Raw genomic sequence first — 18,923 nt, 5'->3', positions numbered from 1 at the left:
CTCTCCGGCCCCCGCGGCGTCAAGCGCCCCGGCCGCCCCGTCGGCTCCGGGCTCGCCCGGAATGGGCGGAGCCCGGCCCAGCCCGGCCCGCGGCTCCCATTCGGCCCCTTCCGCGCCCCGGTCTCCCGCCGTCGGCGCGCCGGCCCCCCGGGGCGCGCACGCGCGCATGCCCGTCGTCCGCCTCGTCTTCGACGACGGCGTCTCCCGCGACCTGTCGGGAACCCTCGTCGTGGGCAGGAACCCCTCCGTCGACCCCGCTCACCGCGGCGCTGAGCTCATGCCCATCGCCGACCGGCAGAAGTCCGTCTCCAAGACGCACGCGGCCCTCACCGCCACCCCTCAGGGTCTGCTGGTCGAAGACCTTCGATCGACTAACGGCACCGTCGTCATTTCGGCCGATGGCAACCCGGTGCCGGTCGCGCCGGGCTTCCCCATTTGGGCGACCGACGGCGCGAGCGTTCTGTTCGGAGGCCGAAGGGTGAAGGTGGTGATTCGATGACGCTGCGAGTCGTGGCCCGCACGGGTTTTGCGACCGACATCGGCATGCGTGCGCTCAACGAGGACAGCGCCCTGGCGGGCAGGTCCGTTTTCGTCGTGGCCGACGGCATGGGCGGGCATCTGGCGGGCGAGATCGCCTCGCGGACGGTGGTCGACGTGTTCTCGAGGCTGGACGGCAAGGAGTTCGTCAGCGCCTACGAGCTGGAGGGGGCGATCGCGCAGGCCGCCAGGCGCGTGGCCGGCCTGGCCAGCGAGAAGAGCCTGCCGGGCACGACCGTCACGGGGCTGGTCTTCGCCGACGAGGGAGGCTACCCCTGCGCGCGGGTCTTCAACATCGGCGATTCGCGCACGTACCACGTCTCGGGCAGGGCCTTCACCCAGGTGACGAGGGACCACTCCGAGGTGCAGGAGCTTCTCGACGCGGGGATCATCACCGAAGAGCAGTCTCTGACGTGGGAACGACGCAACGTCATCACCCGGGCGCTGGGAGGCTATTCGGGACCGGTCGTCGGGGCGGACGTCCATCTGGTCCCCCTTAATGCGGGAGACCGCTTCCTCCTGTGCTCCGACGGGCTGAGCGGCGTCGTGTCGGACACCGAGATTGGCGAGGTCGCCCGATACATGGAAGACTCGAACGAGACCGCTCAGACCCTCGTTCAGAAGGCGCTCGGAGCCGGGGGCTCCGACAACGTCACGGTGCTCGTGGTCGACATCGTCGATTGCAGCCCCCGATGGCCCGCGCTGGAGGTCGAGGGGGAGACGGCAACTTGCGATCGTCGGAACGTCGGCGACGACACAGTACCCAGGAAGGGCGATTAGGCGCATGTACATCGTTTCTGCTCGTGCAAGACCGGGTCGGCTTCTGGCCGCCGTCACGCCTCGCGGGGCGTTGACCGTGGCGGGCATGAACGCCGAGCGAGTGGAGTGGCTGTGGGGCGCCCTGCGCTCCGGCGCGTCCTTCGACCAGATGGTCGAAGGCCTGGGCTACGGGGCCCCGCCGCCTCAGGGCATGCCCGAGTTCGCGCTGCTCCTGTGCGAGGACGACTGCGTCCGGGCGGCCTTGCGCGGGCGGTTCCGCCTCCGCGACGTGGCGGGGAACATGATCGCCGCCGGCGCGAACGCGCCGACGTGGAACGAGATGCGCCTGACGAGCGTGCACGAGATCGTCGTCGACGCGGGGCCCGGCCCCGGCGACCAGTACGCCGAGGGCCTGCCCCTCGGCGACGGGATGCTCGGCCTGTCCTCCATACGCATCTCCTGCCTTCCGGGCCGCCCGGAGCCCCTTCCTCGCGCTGCGCAGGACGCGGGCGCCCTCGCCTCGCAGGCGGAGAGCGCCCCGGTCGGGTCCGCGCCCGCAGCGGGCTCCCTGGCCGGCGTCGCCGTCGGAGACGCCTCGATCGCCGATCCGATCCGGCGCGCCGCGGCGCATTCCGATTCCCCCGGACCGCAGACGCATGGTCGCCCGGGGTCCGGCGAAGGCCGGGCCGCCGCGGCCGATGCGCCCGTCGGGGACGCAGCCTACGCGCACGCTCCGGCCGCCCAGGAGCGCCGATCCCACAGGGAGCTCCCCCTGCCCGCCGGAATCCTCGAGCCGGCCGGCGCCCTTCCGCACTCCGACGCCGCGCGGTCGGATCGGGAGCCCGCCGGGCCGACCGGGAATCGCGAAGGCGCCTCCGCGCCCGAAGGTCCCCAGCCCGAGGCGCATGAGCCCGAGGCCCGCGAGCCCGCAGAAACCGGCCCCGCCCCACAAGCGCAGGAGTCCGCGTCCGATGCCGTCGACCGGCAGGAGCCCAGCCAGCCGGACGGCGACGGCCGGGCCGCGGAAGGCGACGATCCCGCCGACGACCTCGAGCTCACCCGTCAGCCCTACGACGACTCCTTCCTCGACGCGGTGAACGTCCCCCGCCTCGAGAAGGTCGACACGGGTTCGACGGCCGCGGACTCCGATTTCTTCATCGACTCCGTCCCCAGCAGCCTGCGCGTGTCCCACGCCGCCGACCTGCCGGCCGAGCAGGAGGCATCCCGGGACGGCTCATCCCACAGCGAACCCCGGGAAGACGGCGATCCGCAGGACCGGGAAGACGGCGCACAGGGTCGAGAAGGCGATCCGCGCGGCGATGAAGAGGCCTCGCGCGAGCGCGGGAAGCGAGAGGACGGCTCATCCCCGGAGGCCTCGGGCTCTGCTCCGGCTCCGTCGGCGTCCGGGAAGGGGCCCGAAGCCTCCCAGCATCCGTCGCCGGAGCCCGTTCAGGCCTCCTCCCCGCGCTCCGAGCCACCCGCGCCCGCGGAGCCGGCCGAGCAAGCCCCCGAAGAGCCCGAGGAACGGGAGGACGCCGCCGACGAACGGAAGCCTCTCGCCGCCGACGGCCCCGCCTCTCCGCCGGCGAACGATCCCGCGGTCGCTGAAAGCCCCGCGACCGCCGAGAGCCCCGCATCCGGCGGCCCGGCGTCCGCCGAGAGCCCTGGCACCGGCGCCGCGTCCGGCGAAGGCCGGCCGTTCACCGTGCAGGGGGTGTCCAGCAAGTGGCCGGTGGTCGAGGACGAGCCCGAGCTCGTGGCCGGATACGTCTCCGCAGACGGCGACGCGCCGGGCGCCCTACCCGACTCGTCTGGCTCGGGCGGTGCGGACGGCTCCGGCCCCTCCGATCGAGACGGCGATTCCGGCGCCGACAGCCCGGCCGAGGCCGCCGGAGGGCGCAGGTCGCGCTCCGGCCCCCGTTTCCCCATGAGCAACGACGACGGTTCGGAGATCGTCTGGCCGTCCGGCGATTCCACCGATTCCGAAGCCTCTCAGCAGGGCGAGGCACCCGAGTCGGAGGATTCATCCGAGCCGGAGACCGGCTCGCGGGCAGGACAGGACGGAGAGGAGCTCGCCGACGCCGCCGACGCCGACGCCGACGCGGAGGAACCTGCCCGCCCGGCCGCGGATCGGCGCTCTGTAGACGAGCCCGCCTCCAGGACGCCGGCGGAATCCGGCGGACCCGCCGAGACCTCGCCCCAAGCCCGCCGAGCCCGCCCCGAAGCAGGGCAGCCGGCCTCCGTAGGCTCCTCGCCGGCCGAGGCGGGCGCTCGCGATTCCGCCCCCTCGCCGGGCGACGCCCCCTCGAGCGGCGCCTCCGCGGCGCCCGCCGGCGGCTTCTCGGCCGGTGTGCCGTTGTGGGGCGGCGGCAACCGGGTCCTGACCGCGCAGGAGCCCGGCCAGGGGGGAGCCCACGACATCCCCACGGCGGTGGACCTGCCGGCCATCACCGGGCCGATCGGCCTCGACGAGCCGGCCTCTGGAGAGCCGGAAGAGTCGGATCCGTCGGCCTCTTCGGACCCGCTCGCGCGGCCCGGCGCCGGGGGCCCGAGTGGGAGTTCGAGCTCGGCGGCTTCCAGCTCGCCCTCTCCGGTCGAGCCCGCCGAGGCGATGACGGCCGCCTTCGAACCCGACGATCTGCTTCCCGCCGAGCCCAGCCCCGAGAGTCCGTCCGAGGCGTCCCCGCTCCCCTCCGGCGAGCCCTGGGCGGAGGGAGCGCTCGAATCCGGCTTCGACGAGGGTGCAGAAGAGGACGCTCTGGCCGACGAAGGCGACCATGACGGCGAGACGGTCATCTCCAGCAGGGCCCAGGAGCTGCGCGAGCAGATTTCCGGCGAGTCGGAGGAGGAATCCCCCGCCATGGTCCTGGCCCTGCTGTGCCACTACGGGCACATCAACCCGCCGCACGGCTCCTCGTGCCGCCTGTGCGGGGCGCCCATAGGCGGGGAGCCGAACTGGTATCCGCGCCCGGCCCTGGGCGAGATCTACGTCTCGACCGGTTTGCGCGTTCCCATCGACGCCGACATCATCATCGGGCGCAAGCCCACCTCGACTCCCGAGTCGGGGCGTCCGCACGCCCATCTCGTGCCGGTTCCCAGCCCCGACCAGCAGATCTCCCGCACCCACTGCGAAGTCCGCGTGGACGGGTGGGACGTGCGCCTGGTCGACCGCAACTCGAACAACGGCACCTACGTGCTGCGGCCCGGAGAGCGGCCCATCCGCATCCGGCCGACGGAGCCGTTCTTCGTCAGGGTCGGCGACGTCATCGACATCGGCGAGGGAGTGACGATCCAGATGCTCGGCCCGCAGGCAGGAGTGTGACGTGGCTCGTCGCCGTCCCGCTACACCTCCGAAGATCCCCAATGCGACGTACCTCTCATTCCTCGGATCCGGTGGTTTCGCGGACGTGTACCTCTACGAGCAGCAGATCCCCCGCCGCGAAGTGGCGATCAAGGTCCTGCGCCGCGGCGTGGCCGACGCCCAGAGGCAGTCCTTCCGCGCCGAGGCCAACCTGATGGCCCGCATGAGCTCGCACCCCTCGATCGTCTCCGTGTACGGTGCGGGTGAGGCCGGGGACGAGCGCATGTACCTCATCATGGAGTACTGCCCGCCCCCGCACCTGGGCGCCAGGCTGCGCCAGCAGCCGTTCACGGTCACGCACGCCCTGGAGATCGGCATTCAGATCGGCGGCGCGATCGAGACCCTGCACCGCGCGGGCATCGTCCACCGGGACATCAAGCCGTCCAACATCCTCATGACCCCGTTCCAGCGCCCCGTCCTCACCGATTTCGGGATCGCCACCCGCATCGGCAACGTCAGCCCGGCCGAGGGCTTCTCGGTTCCCTGGGCGCCGCCCGAGCAGGCGACGGGGGAGGGAGCGGCCGCCGTCACCGTGGACGTGTACTCCCTGGCGGCCACGGTGTACACGCTCCTGGCCGGGCGCCCGCCCTTCGAGGTCAAGGACGGAGACAACTCCGAGATCGCCGTCATCAACCGGGTGCTGCGGACCCCGGTCCCGCCGATGGGGCGCCACGACGTGCCCGAGGAGTTCGAGCGCGTCTTGACGATCGCCATGTCCAAGGACCCCCGCCAGCGATACGCCTCGGTGATCGACTTCGCCAGGGCTCTCCAGGCGATTCAGGCGGCGTTGCACCAGCGCCCGACCGATCTGGACGTCCTCGACGATCCCGCCTACGACAACCCGTCCAAATCCGGCGACGACGCCGACGCGACCCGCCAGGCGATCCGCACGATCGACCCGCTGCGGGACGACTCGACTCGCCTCTCCCCCCTGAGGGTGCTCGGACCGGTGCCCTCTCCCAACATCCGCGCCTTCCCCCCGGCTTCCGAGGCCCGCTCTTACGACGCGGCGGGCCAGCGGGCGCCGTTCGACTCGGCACTGCCGGGCGACGCGGGGGGTTCCCTCGGCGGGCCCGCCGAGGCGGAGACGGGACGGCGGGCACCGCGAAGCGGCGAGGCTCCGGGCTGGGGTCCAGCGTCTTCGGAGGGCGCCGTCCCGGACGCCCCGGACGCGCGCGCCGGCGGATTCCAGGAGAGCCCTCTGGGCGTCGTGGTCGTCCGGTTCCTCATCGCCGCCGCCGTTGTGCTCGCCATCGTCGTCGGCATCCTCTTCGCCCTGCGGCACGGCAAGGGCGGGACGGTCGGGCCGGCGACCTCGACGGGGGAGACGACGCCCAACGACGCAGGCGTCAACCACGTCAGCCAGGTCGTCGGGCTGCGCGGCGAGCTCATGGGGGACAAGGTCAAGTTCACGTGGAGCAACCCCGACCCCAAGCCCGGGGACAAATTCCTCTACGCGATGGACCAGATCTCCGGTGAGGGCCAGCTCAACGAGACGAAGGCGTCGAGCGTTACCGTCCCCAAGCAGTCTCTCCAGACGTGCTTGTCCGTGCGGGTGCACAGGAAGGGCGGGTCGGAGTCGCCTGCCACCAGGCAGTGCGTGAGCACTCCGTGACGCCTGGCCCTCCCGCCCGTTCCGCGTCGCGGCCCGGGCTGAAGCCCTAGCCGTCTCGCCTGCCTCGTCCGCCGTGGGCGGGGCTGCGAACACCCCGTGACGCGCAACCGGCTCGCTTCCTTCCCGGAAAGGGTAGGATTGCCGCGTGTACGCGGATGGATTCACGGCGGTGGGTCTTCTCCACGGCGGCGATCCGTCCGCAGCCAGGAGTTGTGCCGTCGGTCTGGCGTGTGGAAGGCTCAGCCGAGGGCGCCGCTCTCATCGAAAGGGAACGAAGCCACAGTCGGGTCGCAATACGTTAAGGAGTCGTGATGACTACAACCGCCGAAAACCCCACCGAAGAGGTCGATCAACCCGAGGTCTCCCCCGAGCCGGCCGGACTGGAGATTGAGTTTTGCGGCGAGATTTACAAGGTCGACCCCGGCAAGACCTTCACCATCGGACGCGTCGGATCTCTTGCCATCGACGACAATCCTTTCCTTCACAGGAACTTTCTCGTCATCGAATCCCATAATGGGCTGTGGTGGGTGACTAACGTGGGCTCGCGCATCGCCGTCACGGTGGCCGAAACCACGGGTATGCTCCAGTCGTGGATCGGGCCGGGCTCCCAGATCCCGCTCGTCGTCCACGATATGAGTCTCGTCTTCACCGCCGGGCCGACGACTTATGAGATCGATCTCACCGTTCCGGACACCATGTACGAGGTCTCCTCCACGGGCCGCGAGGAGGCGGGGGAGACGACGATCGGACAGGTCACGCTCACACCCAGCCAGCGTCTGCTCATCCTCGCCTTGGCCGAGAATTGGCTCAAGCGCGTAGGCACCGGGCCGTCGGACATCCCCAGGTCGGAGGAGGCCGCGTCGCGTCTGGGATGGACGCAGACCCGCTTCAACCGCAAGCTCGACAACGTGTGCGACAAACTCGACCGCCTCGGCGTCAAAGGCCTGCGCGGCGGACAGGGCGTCCACGCGACGTACCGCCGCGCCCGCCTGGTCGAGTACGCGGTCGCCAGCCAGCTGGTCACCGTCGAGGATCTCCCCCTGCTCGACGAGGAATTCGAGGCCAATCGCCGGGCCAAAGCGGCTGAAGCCTCCTCCCGCGGCAAGAAGCGCTGATCAGGCCTTTCGCCGATCCCGCGGGGCCCGCCTGTTCGGCGGGCCCCGCGGCGCAGATGGGGGGTTGTGCTGCTCGCCATCCGGCCGGGCAGGGGCGAGGACAAGTAGATGGGGCCCACCATCCCGGTGGGCCCCATCTCATCTCCGGGTCCATTGGAGGCGCAGACCCTAGAGGTAGAGGCGTCGGCTGGGCAACCGGCAACCTCGCGCCCGCGTCATGATTGGAGGCTAACGTCGGGCGTTATCACACACGCGCAATCAACCGTGGCTGACTACGTTCCTAATACTACTCGATTTTTCCCGATGGTCAACATGGGGAGCGTTACCCGCAAGTCGCATGAGCAACTGAAAGCCGTCAATTCAACGGTTTCCCGCCCGTCGGCCCGCCGCACGCCAGTGGTTTGCCTTACTTTGTCCGAGGAGGAATTGTGCTCCGATCCCCGATATGCCATGGTTGGCTAACGGATTCGCAAAGGGGTGGTAAAGCGGTTCGCCTCGGATACGCTCTTCCCCACACTTTCCCGAAGAGCCTCCCGGCGCCGCCCGCGGTCCTCGCCGGGAGGGCGTCCGGACGTCTCCGGGGCGGCCGGGTCGGGTTCCAGTTCCGGCCCTGGAGCGACGGAACCACAGGCCTCTCCCCCGCGCCGCTCGTCCGCGCGAGGGGAGGGCGAGACTAGGAGGTTGACATGGACCGGCTGGCCACGATCTTCAAGGACGTGAACGATTGGACGACCCTTCACGTCCTCATCTGGATGCTCATAGGCGCTGGTCTATACTTCACGATCCGCATGCGCTTCGTCCAGATCCGCCTGTTCGGGCGGATGATCCGCCAGATCTTCGATTCTCGGACCAGCGACGGCGAGGGGATCTCCTCGTTTCAGGCCTTCGCCATCGGCATCGCCTCGCGCGTGGGCACCGGGAACATAGCGGGCGTTGCCATCGCCATCAAACTGGGGGGAGCCGGCGCCGTCTTCTGGATGTGGCTGGTCGCGTTCCTGGGAATGGCCAGCGCCTTCGTCGAGGCCGTGCTCGCCCAGCTGTTCAAGATCCGCTGGCCCGACGGCACGTTCCGCGGCGGCCCGGCCTTCTACATCCAGCGAGGCCTGGGGTCGCGCGCATGGGGCGTGGCCTTCGCCGTCTTCCTCATCTTCTCCTTCGGCATCTCCTACGAGATGGTTCAGGCCAACACGATCGCCGACACCCTCGACGAGCAGTACGGCATCGCCCCCTGGGCGACGGCGCTCGTCCTCCTGGCCCTCTGCGCGCCCATCCTCTACGGGGGGCTCAAGCGCGTGGCCAAGATCTCCGAATGGGTGGCGCCGCTGATGGCCATCGTCTACATCGGACTGGCGGTCGTCGTTGTGGCGATGAACCTCGACCGCGTCTACCCGACGTTCAAGGCGATCCTCGGCAGCGCCTTCGGCGCCCATGAGGTGATCGGCGGCCTGGCCGGGAGCATGGCCGCGGCCATGCTCAACGGGGTGCGCCGCGGCCTGTTCTCGAACGAGGCGGGGGAGGGCTCGGCCCCCAACGCCGCCTCGACCGCGCAGGTGACCCACCCGGCGAAGCAGGGGCTCATCCAGTCGATGGGCGTTTTCGTCGACACGATCCTCGTCTGCTCGGCCACGGCCTTCATGATCTTCAACGCGACTCCCGGGGCCCTGGACGGCTACTGGCGCCAGGAGGACCCCAAGGGGGCCAACATCACCATCACGGCGATCGAATCGCAGCTGGGCTCCTGGGTCGTCCCGGTCATGGTCGTGCTCATCTGCGTCTTCGCCGGATCCTCGCTCATCGGCAACTACGCCTACGCCGAGGTGAACGTCGACTTCCTCACCCGGGGCAGAAGCTGGGGGCCTCGGCTCCTCCAGACCGTGGCGGTCGCGTCCATAGTGACCGGCTCCCTGTCGAGCCTCAAGCTCGTGTGGAACTTCGCCGACATCACGATGACCGGCATGGCGCTCATCAACATCGTCGCCATCGTGCTGCTCGGCAGATGGGCCTTCGGGTGCCTGCGCGACTACGTCCAGGATCCCGAACGCCCCTTCGTAGCCACCGACAATGCGAACATGCCCGGTGCGCTGCCCACGGACATCTGGGTTCCCCGAGCCACGGCGCTCACCTAACGGATCGCACCGCAGGCCAGCGTGGGAGCCGCATCCCAAGGAGACCTCCACCTGCATCTTCCCGCAGTATCAACGCATATGGGCATCCCTACCCGCTGACGCAAGAGGTTGCCGTGGCATACCCACCACTAGGATCGGCAGGGAAAGACAGAGGAGGCCGTATTGAGAAGCGGACATGCCAGTCGGAGTCTGATGGCCGTGGTGCTTGCAACGGGGCTGGCCGCATGTTCCCTGAATGCGTCGGCCCGGTCTCTGCGCGCCGCCTCATCGGAACCGACGGCCGGCCCCTCGGCGTCGCGTTCGGGAACCCCCGTCAAGGCCCACCGCGGGGACGCCGAACTGAAGAACGGCTATTTCAAGCTCTACACCGGCAAACACTGGATCGGCTTCCAAGCCCCCGACAGGTTCAAGCTCAACAAGGCCTCGAAAGACGGGGTCGACTACCAGACGCTCACATCGCCCTCCGATTCGAAGACCAATATAGTCTTCGCGCGCTCCAAGGTCGGCAGTCTACCGACGTCCGAAGAGCTGGTCGCCTCCCTGCCGAAGGCGAACGGCGCCGCCACCGCCCGCCCGGAGATCTCCGACATCGCGGGATTCAAGGCCGTCGCCGCGGCCGGGGCGCCCGATTCCGGCGGCTACACGGGGATGGTGATGTTCGTCGACTTCGACGGGGACATCTGGGGGATCACGGTCAACGCGCCGGACGACGCGACTCGGCAGAAGCTGACCGACGCGGTCAGGCAGATCAAGGCGGACCAGGCCGGCGCACCCTCGACGAGCGCGACGCCGAAGCCCTCCGTCAAACCCGAGTCCATCAAGGCCGCCGTCAACGGCGGCGCGTATTCGGTGACGGTCGAAGGGGCGACCCTCTCGATCGCCATCCCCAGCGGTTTCACGGAGCAGAGGTTCGACACGGCCGGCCTGGTGGGCGTCGGCGACTCCGCCGACAACGGGCGCAACATCAACTTCTGGATAGACCAGAGCGGGCTGACCGCCAAGGAGTCCGAGCTCCTCAAGCTGACGCGTGAGCAGACCTCGGCGAACGAAGTCGAGGAAGTGCGCAGCGTCCCGAGCGTCCCGTCCGTGGCGGGGCACAAGACGGCGGCCTGCGACATCCGGCGGAAGGACGGCAAGGTCTCGCGCCTGTACGTGGTGGACGTGAACGGCGTCGTGGTCCAGATCGCCGTCAACGAACCCAACGGGGCGGGAGGCCGTTTCGCGGAGATGGTGAAGACGGTTGAGAGCGCGACCTGATCGGCCCTCCGCACCGCGATCGCAGGCGGGGACGAGACGCGGGGCGGCCGGCCGCCCCGCGGGAGGAAGGCGCCTGCGCAGCGTGCTGACGGCCGTCGCCGTGTCCCTGGCGATGCTCGTCGTGGCGGCCTGCGGTTCTGGGACGGCCGAGAAGTCGCCGTCCTCCACGGGCGCGGCCAGCCCGACGCGGGCCTGGCGGGTGACCTCCGGCACCGAAATGGGCGCGATCCAACTGAAAGGCGGCGTCCTGAAGATCGGCACCGGGGCCGGGACGCTGAACATGCGGGTCGGCCAGAACATGGTGCCCTTCGACCGCGCCTTCGTCGAGACCGGCACCGTCGGGGTCAAGGACAACGCCGAGCCCAAGTCGCGCATCTCCTTCTCACCCCTGTCCTCGCTGAAACCGGGGATGAACGCCGCGGATTTCGCGGCCCTCCTGGCCAGCCAGAGCAAACGGCATGCGACCGCCGTCGACGGCCTGGCCAATCTCGGAAGGATCCAGGCGGTGGCCGCCGACACGACGACCGCCGAGGGGCTGCCCTCCCGCGTCCACCTCCTGACGGTCGGCGACAAGGTGTGGAACCTGACCCTCAGCGCGCCGACCCGAGACCGGCTCGACAGCCTCGTCGCCATCGCCGGAACGCTCAGCCTGGAGTCCAAGGTCTCCTCCTTGGGCCGGGAAGTCTCCGTCAGCCTCGGAAACGACGGAGCCTCCACCGCTCCGCGGCCCGGAAGCGAAGGGACGCAGTCGGTCGTCAGCGCGAACGGGGCGCTTCGCGGGATCCTGAACGGTCAGAGCTTCTCTTTGACCATGCCCGGCGGCACCCTCTCCTTGTCCAGCCCCGGGGGGCTGAGCCTGGCCACCGATTCGACCGATGCCAACTTCATCGGCCTCGGCCGAGTCGGCGTAGCGGGGTGCTCCGTTCTCTTCGGCCAGGCGAGTTCCGGCGATTTCACGTCCTCCGAAAGGCTCGCGGAGGACGTCGCCGCGAGAGTACCCGACAAGGCCGAGGCCCCGAGGCCTCTGCCGGAGGTCACCTCCGTGGCCGGGCATTCCGCGGTCGCCGCCGAGGCGAAGACGCAGGACGGCGGGGCGGTGCGCTACTACGTCGTCGACGTGGGCGGCGGGAACTATCTGGCCATCGTCGTGCGGAGCCCCAACGTCGAGACCTACCCGATCGAGTCGCTGGCCTCGATGCTCGACGGCGCGCAGATCGCCAACGGCTGAGGCGCGGGCCGCCCGGTCCGCCGGGCGCGCCGTTGTGCAGGGACGGGGCGTAGTCCAGGCGGGGCGCAGTCGAGATGGAACGCCCTCCGCCAGGAACGTGGCCGGGGAGCGAAGCGCTCCTCGGCCAGAAGGAGGCCCGCGGGTGTGTGCGACGTGCGCGGCTTACTTCCGAGATACCGTGAATGCCACGCTTTCTCGCCCGGACACGAGCCGGCGCCTACCGACGTTGCCGTAGGTATTTCGGATATAGTTTTGAATGTCTACAGGAAGCAGCCTTCCGTGCTCGCACCGTGAGACTGAGGCGACGGCGCCTCCCCTGATCGTGGAGACCGAGGGAATCCGTCAGGTGTCCGTGTCGAGGACGTCTCCTTCTCGCTCGGAGTGCGTGAAACCTGGCGTTGCGCTCACGCTCGCGTGTGCGCACGGGAGCCCGGGGGATGCGTGACCCCCGGGCTCCCGAAAGCTCTCGAGTCCGGGCCCGACGGCGGCCGCCGGGAAAACACGACGTGCCGGGGCGCCGCACGGCCGCCGACCCGGCAGGCGCGGTGGCCATTCGGGACATGCCGCGGGACCCGGACGGCCTCCACCTCGGATTCTCCCCCTTGCGCGGGCGCGTGCCCTCCGTGGTATACAGGACGGTACGTGACGGAGACAACCGGAACGGACGTCGATCCGCCGGAGGGAGGGCCCGTGCCGAAGATCGATGCGCCCACGGTGCGCGAACACCACGAGGCCGTCAAAGCCCGCCTGATCGCAGCGGCGGACCGGATCCTCAGGGAATCCGGCTCCGGGGTCCTGAGCGCCGGAGCCGTCGCCCGCGAGGCCGGGATCGCCCGCAGCTCGATATACCGATACGTGGACTCGGTCGACGACCTCAGGCTCCTCACGCTCGCGGCGTACATGCCGCGCTGGCGGAACGCCGTCTTCGACCGGGTGGACGACGGCGCCGAACCCGCCGACCGACTCAGGCAGTTCGCCGTCGCCTGCGTGCTCCAGACGTGCGACCCCTCCCACGCCTGGTTCATGAGCCTGACCCGCCGATCCTCCTCGCGCAGGCACGACGGGGCCGCCCCCGCCGGGGCCCTCGTGACCCTGCGAGCGGGGGGTGCCGCATCCCCGGGAGCCGCCGACACGGCGCCCGCGGGCGCCCGGAGGATCCCGCCCGACTCCCGGAAGGCTCCGCCCGATCGGCACGCGGGGGAACGGGCCGCGATCAGGGACGAGATCGTGGGCATCCACACGACGGTCGACGAATTCATAGCCGAATGCTGGAAGGAGATGGGCGTGCCGGATCCGGACGCCTGGATGAGATTCTCCCGGGCCCTGCTCTTCGAGGCCTTCGGCCAGATCGAAGCCGGAACCGACGCTCGCGAGGTCGCCGACCGGCTGGACAGCGCCATCGCGGGGATGTCGAAGGCGGCGCAGGGGAACGCCTCCTCGTCCCAGGTCGGCGCCGCCCGCGACCGGGTGTCAGACGCCGAAGAGGGCCGGGAGGCGGCCCGTCGCAAGACCGCCTGAATCCGCCCTGTCGATGGGGAGCGAATGGGGCGCCCGCCGGTGCGCACATGCGAAGCGCTCGACTAGGATGAGCCCATGCGCGGCCTTCTCTTCGATCTGTACGGAGTTTTCCTCACGATCCAGAACAGCACCTACCTGCGCCTGACATCCGAGATCGGAGTCGATCCGGAGGCGCTGCGGCCGCTATACGAAGGGCCCACCCGGCGCGACTACGACGCGGACATCCTCGACACCCCGGCCTACTGGGCGAAGGTCGGCCGCGCCCTGGGCGTGCCCATCGACTGGAGGCACGCCCTCCAGGCCGACCTCCGGTCCTGCAGTCTGGAAGACGAAACCATGGTCGCCTACGCCCGCGAACTGCGGGCCGCCGGGGTCCCGATGGCCATGCTGTCCAACATCCCCGCGGACTTCGCGCGGAATGTCAGGGAGAACCGCCCCTGGATCGCAGAGTGCTTCGACCCCGTCGTCTTCTCCTGCGACGTCCGCATGGTCAAACCCGACCCCCGCATCTTCGACGCCGCGATCGACCGGCTGGCCGAATGGGGCGGACGCGCCGGGAAGGGGGTCGACCCGGGCGAGGTCCTCTACATCGACGACACCCTCGACAACGTCGAGGTCGGAGCCGAACGCGGCCTGGCCGTCCACCACTTCCGGGGAATCGAGGGCCTGCGTCGGGCCGTCTCGGACCATCTCGGCCGGTGACGACCCCTGAGGCGCGGACGCGGCATGCTTGGCGTCGGCTGGCGGTGCGGTAGAAGGGGTGCATCCGATGCCGTGGTCCCGGGCGCTCGCGGCGGCAGGCGGCCTTCCCGTCGCCGCGCACATCGGCCGAATGCGCCAGGCGCTCGAAGCCTCCGCGGCGCGGTCCGGCGGCGCCCCCGCCCTCGTCGTGCAAGCCCCGCCGGGCACGGGTAAGACGACTCTCGTCCCGATGGCGCTCGCCGCGCGGTGCCGCGGCAGGGTGGTCGTCACCCAGCCCCGGCGGGTCGCCGCCCGCGCGGCCGCCCGCCGGATCGCCGCGCTGATGGGAGAGGGCCTGGGGCGCACCGTCGGCTACACGGTGCGCGGTGAGGGCGCGACCAGCCGCGCTACCCGCGTGGAGATGGTCACGCCCGGCGTGCTCGTGCGGCGCTTGCAGCGGGACCCCGAGCTGCCCGGCGTCGACGCCGTCGTCGTCGACGAAGCCCACGAGCGGAGCCTGGAATCCGATCTGGCCCTCGCCTTCGCCGCCGACGTTCGCGCGAATCTGCGCGAGGACCTGGCGCTCGTGGCGATGTCGGCCACGGCCGAGGCCGAGCGGATGGCCGGATTCCTCGGCGCCGACGTGCTCGACATCCCGGCGGCGGGCCATCCCGTCGACGTCCGCTGGGCGCCTCCCGCCGATGGCGCCGGGGCCGGGCGGGCGCTGGGCCCCGAGGGCGTGCGCCGGGAGTTCCTCTCCCACGTTGCGTCGACCGTCCGTCGGGCGATGGATCGCACGCCAGCGGGCGACGTCCTCGTCTTCCTCCCCGGCGTCCGCGAGATCGGGGCGGTCGCGGCCGCCCTGGAGGGTCTGGACGGCGCCGTCGTCGAACGGCTCCACGGGCGGATGCCGCCCGAAGCGCAGGATCGCGTCCTCGCCCCGACCCCCGCCGCGCCGGCTCCGGCCGGGTCGTCGGCCGCACCCGGTCGCTCCGCCAGGCGCGTCATCCTGAGCACGGCCGTGGCCGAGAGCTCGCTGACGGTTCCGGGTGTGCGCGTCGTCGTCGACGCGGGGCTCTCCCGCGAGGCGCGCACCGACTACGGACGCGGGGTCGGCGGTCTCGTGACGGTGCGCGAGTCCCAGGCGTCGGGCGTTCAGCGGGCGGGCCGCGCGGGCCGCGAAGGCCCCGGCGTCGCCTTCAGGTGCATGGACCAGGCGACGTGGTCGAGGCTGGCCAAGCACGCCGAACCGGAGGTCCGCACGGCCGACCTGACGGGCTTCGCCCTGGAACTGGCCTGCTGGGGCGCGACCCGCCTGCTGGAAGAGCCGCCCGAGGCGGCCCTCGACGCCGCGCGGACCGTCCTGCGCGGCATCGGCTGCATCGACGCCGACGGCGCCGTGACACCCCTCGGCCGGCGGATCGTCCGCCTGCCGCTGGAGCCTCGCCTGGGCAGGGCGCTGGTGGAGGCCGCGCCGATCGTCGGCGCGCGGACGGCCGCCGAGGTCTGCGCCCTCGTCGAAGAGGGCGTGCGCGTCGAAGGGGCGGACCTGGCGCATGCGTGGCGGCAGGGCGACGCCCGGTTGCGGCGATCGGCGGAACGCTTGGAGAGGCTCGCCGGCGGCGACGCAGACGACGCGTGCGATGCGGCCCGGGTGGGGCGGCCCGCCGCCGCGGACCTCCCCGACACCGCCCGGACCCCCGGATCGCGCGACGAGGCCTTGGCGCTCGTCGTCGGCCTGGCCTACCCGGAGAGGATCGGGCGGCTGCGGGCCGGAAGCGACAGGAGGTATCTGCTGGCGGGCGGCCTGGGCGCCGAGCTGCCGCCCCACTCCCCGCTCGCCGGCCAGGAATGGCTGGCCGTCGCGGGTCTGGAGGCCACCGGCCGCGCGGACGCCCTCATCCGAACGGCCGTCCCGATCGCGGACCTCGGCGTCGCCTGCACCCTGCGCACCGTCCGGCACGACGTCGAATTCACCGAGGGGAGGCTGCGCGGCAGGCGCGTGGAAGCCCTGGGAGCCGTCGAAGTCTCCTCGGCGCCCGAGCCGCCCGATCCGGCCGCCGCCCGCGAATGGATGCGCCGCGCCCAGTACACCCGCTTGCTCGAATGGAGCCGGGAGGCCTCGCTCCTGCGCGAGCGGCTGGCCTTCCTCCACGCCGCCGTCGGCGAGCCGTGGCCCGACGTCGGCGACGCCGCGCTCGCCGAGCGGCAGGCCGAATGGGCCGGCCCGGAGATCGACGCCTTCCTCGCCGGCCGGCCCCTGCGCCCGGTGAGCGCCGAGCAGCTGTCGAGGCTCCTGCCCTGGCCCGAGGCCCGCGACCTCGAACGGCTGGCCCCGCGCCGGATCGGCCTGCCCCTGGGCTCCGCCCCCGTCGCCTACTCGGACGGGCGCCCCCGCGTGAGCGTCCGCATCCAGGAGGTCTTCGGCCTGCAGTCCACGCCGGATATCGCCGGGATCCCCGTGACGTTCGAGCTGCTTTCGCCCGCGCGGCGCCCGCTGGCCGTCACCGACGACCTCTCCGGGTTCTGGGACGGCGCCTACGCCCAGGTCCGCGCCGAGATGCGCGGCCGCTACCCCAGGCACCCCTGGCCCGCCGACCCCGCGAACGCCGAGCCGACGCGCCGGACCAAGCGCCCCCGCTAGGCCCGGTTATCCGATGCTAGGTCCATCCGATCCGCCGCCCCGCCGGCCCCGGCGCGCACCCTCGAGCCGCCCTGTCGGAAGGGAGTCGCATGGCGCACGGAGAGCGTGAACCGCGCGGGCGCAGCGACTCCGGAAATATGTCGTCCACTCGGCCGAACGGTAAGCTTGCCCGGGGACGTCACCCGTTGACGGAGGCGAAGAAGGTCCCGTGGACGACGCCGGTCTCTCCGGGACGAGACGATCGGGGCGTTGGAAGCCGCCGTCGCCCGCGATCGACGGGCGCACCGGTAGGCGTGAGTCGCTCGGGCCGGAACGCCGCAGAACGCATCGCAGAGCATGCAGAGAGGCATCGAGAAGAGGGCGAATGAACGAATCCGTTGTCGACGTCGAGGGGCTGACGAAGGCCTTCGGCGCAGGTCCGCGTGCCACGCACGCCTTGACGGGGCTCGACCTGACCGTCGAGCCCGGACAGGTCGTGGGATTCCTCGGCCCGAACGGCGCCGGGAAGACGACGACGCTGCGCATCCTCCTGGGCCTCATCCGGGCAGACGGCGGCCGCGCGCGCCTGTTCGGCCGCGACCCGTGGAACGACGCCGTCCCCCTGCACCGCAGGCTCGCATACGTACCCGGCGATGTCGCCCTCTGGCCGGGCATGACGGGGGAGCAGACCCTCCGGGCCCTGGCCTCCCTGAACGCCGGCGGCCGTAGCGGCCGCCGGCGCATCATGGGCTGGCTGCCCTCCCGCCGCGCCGCGGCCGGCCGAAGAGCGGCCGGCGGGAGCCGGAATCAGGAGGGTTGCGAGAGCCCGTCGGAAAACGAGAGCCCGTCGAAGAGCGGGATTCCGGCCGGCCGGAATCCCGCCGGCAGAGGGAACTTGGCCGGCCGGGGGACTCACGACCGCCGGATTCCGGCCGGCAGCGGGAAGCCGCCCGGCCGCACCGGAGTCGAGGCCAGGCGCGCCGAACTGATCGAGTTGTTCGACCTCGACCCGAGCAAGAAAATGCGCGAGTACTCCAAGGGAAGCCGGCAGAAGGTCGCGCTCGTGGCCGCGTTCAGCGCGTCGGCGGACCTGCTCCTGCTGGACGAGCCGACCAGCGGGCTCGACCCCCTCATGGAGGGCGCATTCCGGCAGTGCGTCAGGCGGGCCCGCGACGAAGGCGCGGCGATCCTCCTGTCCTCGCACATCCTCTCCGAGGTCGAGAAGGTCTGCGACGCCGTGACGATCGTTCGCGCCGGGCGGACGGTGGAACGAGGCTCGCTGGAGCGCGTCCGCTCGATCGTGCGCACGCGCGTGCGCGCCGTCGTCGCCGCGGATCCGAGCTCGCTGCGGCGCCGGCCGGAGCTGGGCGACGTGGCCGTCTCCCGCGATCCGCTCGGCTGGGCCGTCGACTTCACCGTGGACCCGGCCGGCATGCAAGACGCGGTCTCCGCGGTAGCCTGCCTGGGCGTGCGATCCCTGACCGCCGCCCCGCCGAGCCTCGAAGAGCTCTTCCTCCGCCACTACGGCGCGGCCGAGGTGGGCGGGGATGCATCCGGAGCGGCCGAAGGCGCAAGCGGGGACGCGGCCGGGCAGGGCGTCGCGGACGAGCCTCTCGCATCCGGAGTGGGCCGGGACGCGTCCGGGGCGGGCAGGCCGTGATCTCGGCGCCCCTCCTGCGGATCGTCCTCGGACGGGAGTGGAAGGCCTACGCGGCGTGGAGCCTGGGCTCGGCCTGCGTGCTCCGCTTCTGCGCAGGCTCCTTCCCGAGTCTGTATCCGACGGCGGAGGCCCGCCGCAACGTCGCCGCCACCTTCCGGATCCCCGTGGCGAAGGTCTTCGGCGGGGCCGGCTACGGGCTGGACGGCCCGAATCCGCGCATCGGCGCGATTCTGGCCACCCGGCCGCTGCTGTTCTGCCTGCTCCTGGCGGCCTTCATGGCAACGATCACGGTTCTCCGGCGGACGCGGGGAGACGAGGAGAGGAGGTCGAGCGAGCTCGTCCGATCGACGGCGGTCGGCCGGCTCGAGCCCGCCGTGTGCTCCCTGGCGTCCGCGGCGATCGGCAGCGCGTGCGCCGGCGCGGCCTGCGCGGCGGCCGCGATC

Annotated in this window: 12 protein-coding genes and 2 pseudogenes; all 14 read left to right on the top strand. The window is 71.3% G+C overall.

Features of this window, described 5'->3' with window-relative positions; all coding sequences use genetic code 11:
• Positions 1-499: FHA domain-containing protein (locus HMPREF0043_RS06185; protein WP_232206061.1), on the top strand; the 499-nt coding region annotated here is incomplete at its 5' end.
• Complete coding sequence (locus HMPREF0043_RS06180) at positions 496-1,317, top strand: PP2C family protein-serine/threonine phosphatase (RefSeq protein ID WP_021602109.1); 822 nt, start codon at positions 496-498, stop codon at positions 1,315-1,317. The genes HMPREF0043_RS06185 and HMPREF0043_RS06180, both read left to right, overlap by 4 nt.
• Before the next feature lie 4 nt (positions 1,318-1,321).
• Positions 1,322-4,618 (top strand): FHA domain-containing protein, encoded by a 3,297-nt coding sequence (locus HMPREF0043_RS11105; protein ID WP_156897538.1) that lies wholly within the window; start codon positions 1,322-1,324, stop codon positions 4,616-4,618.
• Between the two features lies 1 nt (position 4,619).
• Positions 4,620-6,272 (top strand): serine/threonine protein kinase, encoded by a 1,653-nt coding sequence (locus tag HMPREF0043_RS06170; protein WP_040317994.1) that lies wholly within the window; start codon positions 4,620-4,622, stop codon positions 6,270-6,272.
• A 311-nt stretch (positions 6,273-6,583) separates the two neighbouring features.
• Positions 6,584-7,387, top strand: coding sequence for a hypothetical protein (locus HMPREF0043_RS06165; protein WP_021602105.1), 804 nt, complete (start codon positions 6,584-6,586; stop codon positions 7,385-7,387).
• Positions 7,388-8,073: 686 nt separating this feature from the next.
• Complete coding sequence (locus HMPREF0043_RS06160) at positions 8,074-9,513, top strand: alanine/glycine:cation symporter family protein (protein WP_021602103.1); 1,440 nt, start codon at positions 8,074-8,076, stop codon at positions 9,511-9,513.
• A 198-nt stretch (positions 9,514-9,711) separates the two neighbouring features.
• Positions 9,712-10,770 (top strand): hypothetical protein, encoded by a 1,059-nt coding sequence (locus tag HMPREF0043_RS06155; RefSeq protein ID WP_156897537.1) that lies wholly within the window; start codon positions 9,712-9,714, stop codon positions 10,768-10,770.
• A gap of 82 nt (positions 10,771-10,852) precedes the next feature.
• Complete coding sequence (locus HMPREF0043_RS06150) at positions 10,853-11,998, top strand: hypothetical protein (protein ID WP_021602101.1); 1,146 nt, start codon at positions 10,853-10,855, stop codon at positions 11,996-11,998.
• Positions 11,999-12,640: 642 nt separating this feature from the next.
• Positions 12,641-13,516 (top strand): TetR/AcrR family transcriptional regulator, encoded by an 876-nt coding sequence (locus tag HMPREF0043_RS10235; protein ID WP_021602099.1) that lies wholly within the window; start codon positions 12,641-12,643, stop codon positions 13,514-13,516.
• A 75-nt stretch (positions 13,517-13,591) separates the two neighbouring features.
• Positions 13,592-14,218, top strand: coding sequence for an HAD family hydrolase (locus HMPREF0043_RS10230; RefSeq protein WP_021602098.1), 627 nt, complete (start codon positions 13,592-13,594; stop codon positions 14,216-14,218).
• Positions 14,219-14,285: 67 nt separating this feature from the next.
• Complete coding sequence (gene hrpB, locus HMPREF0043_RS06130; protein ID WP_021602097.1) at positions 14,286-16,841, top strand: ATP-dependent helicase HrpB; 2,556 nt, start codon at positions 14,286-14,288, stop codon at positions 16,839-16,841.
• A 364-nt stretch (positions 16,842-17,205) separates the two neighbouring features.
• A pseudogene (locus HMPREF0043_RS11955) lies at positions 17,206-17,877 on the top strand (ATP-binding cassette domain-containing protein); the annotation flags it as partial.
• Positions 17,878-17,883: 6 nt separating this feature from the next.
• A complete protein-coding gene (locus HMPREF0043_RS11950) occupies positions 17,884-18,480 on the top strand; it encodes a hypothetical protein (protein WP_442852610.1) in 597 nt (198 codons plus the stop codon).
• Positions 18,477-18,923: pseudogene (locus HMPREF0043_RS06120) on the top strand (hypothetical protein); the annotation flags it as partial. The gene HMPREF0043_RS11950 and the pseudogene HMPREF0043_RS06120, both read left to right, overlap by 4 nt.

Source organism: Actinobaculum sp. oral taxon 183 str. F0552, from assembly GCF_000466165.1.
Classification (GTDB): domain Bacteria; phylum Actinomycetota; class Actinomycetes; order Actinomycetales; family Actinomycetaceae; genus Peptidiphaga.
The sequence above is the reverse complement of the archived record's forward strand: the minus strand, read 5'-3'. Positions and strand labels throughout refer to the sequence as shown.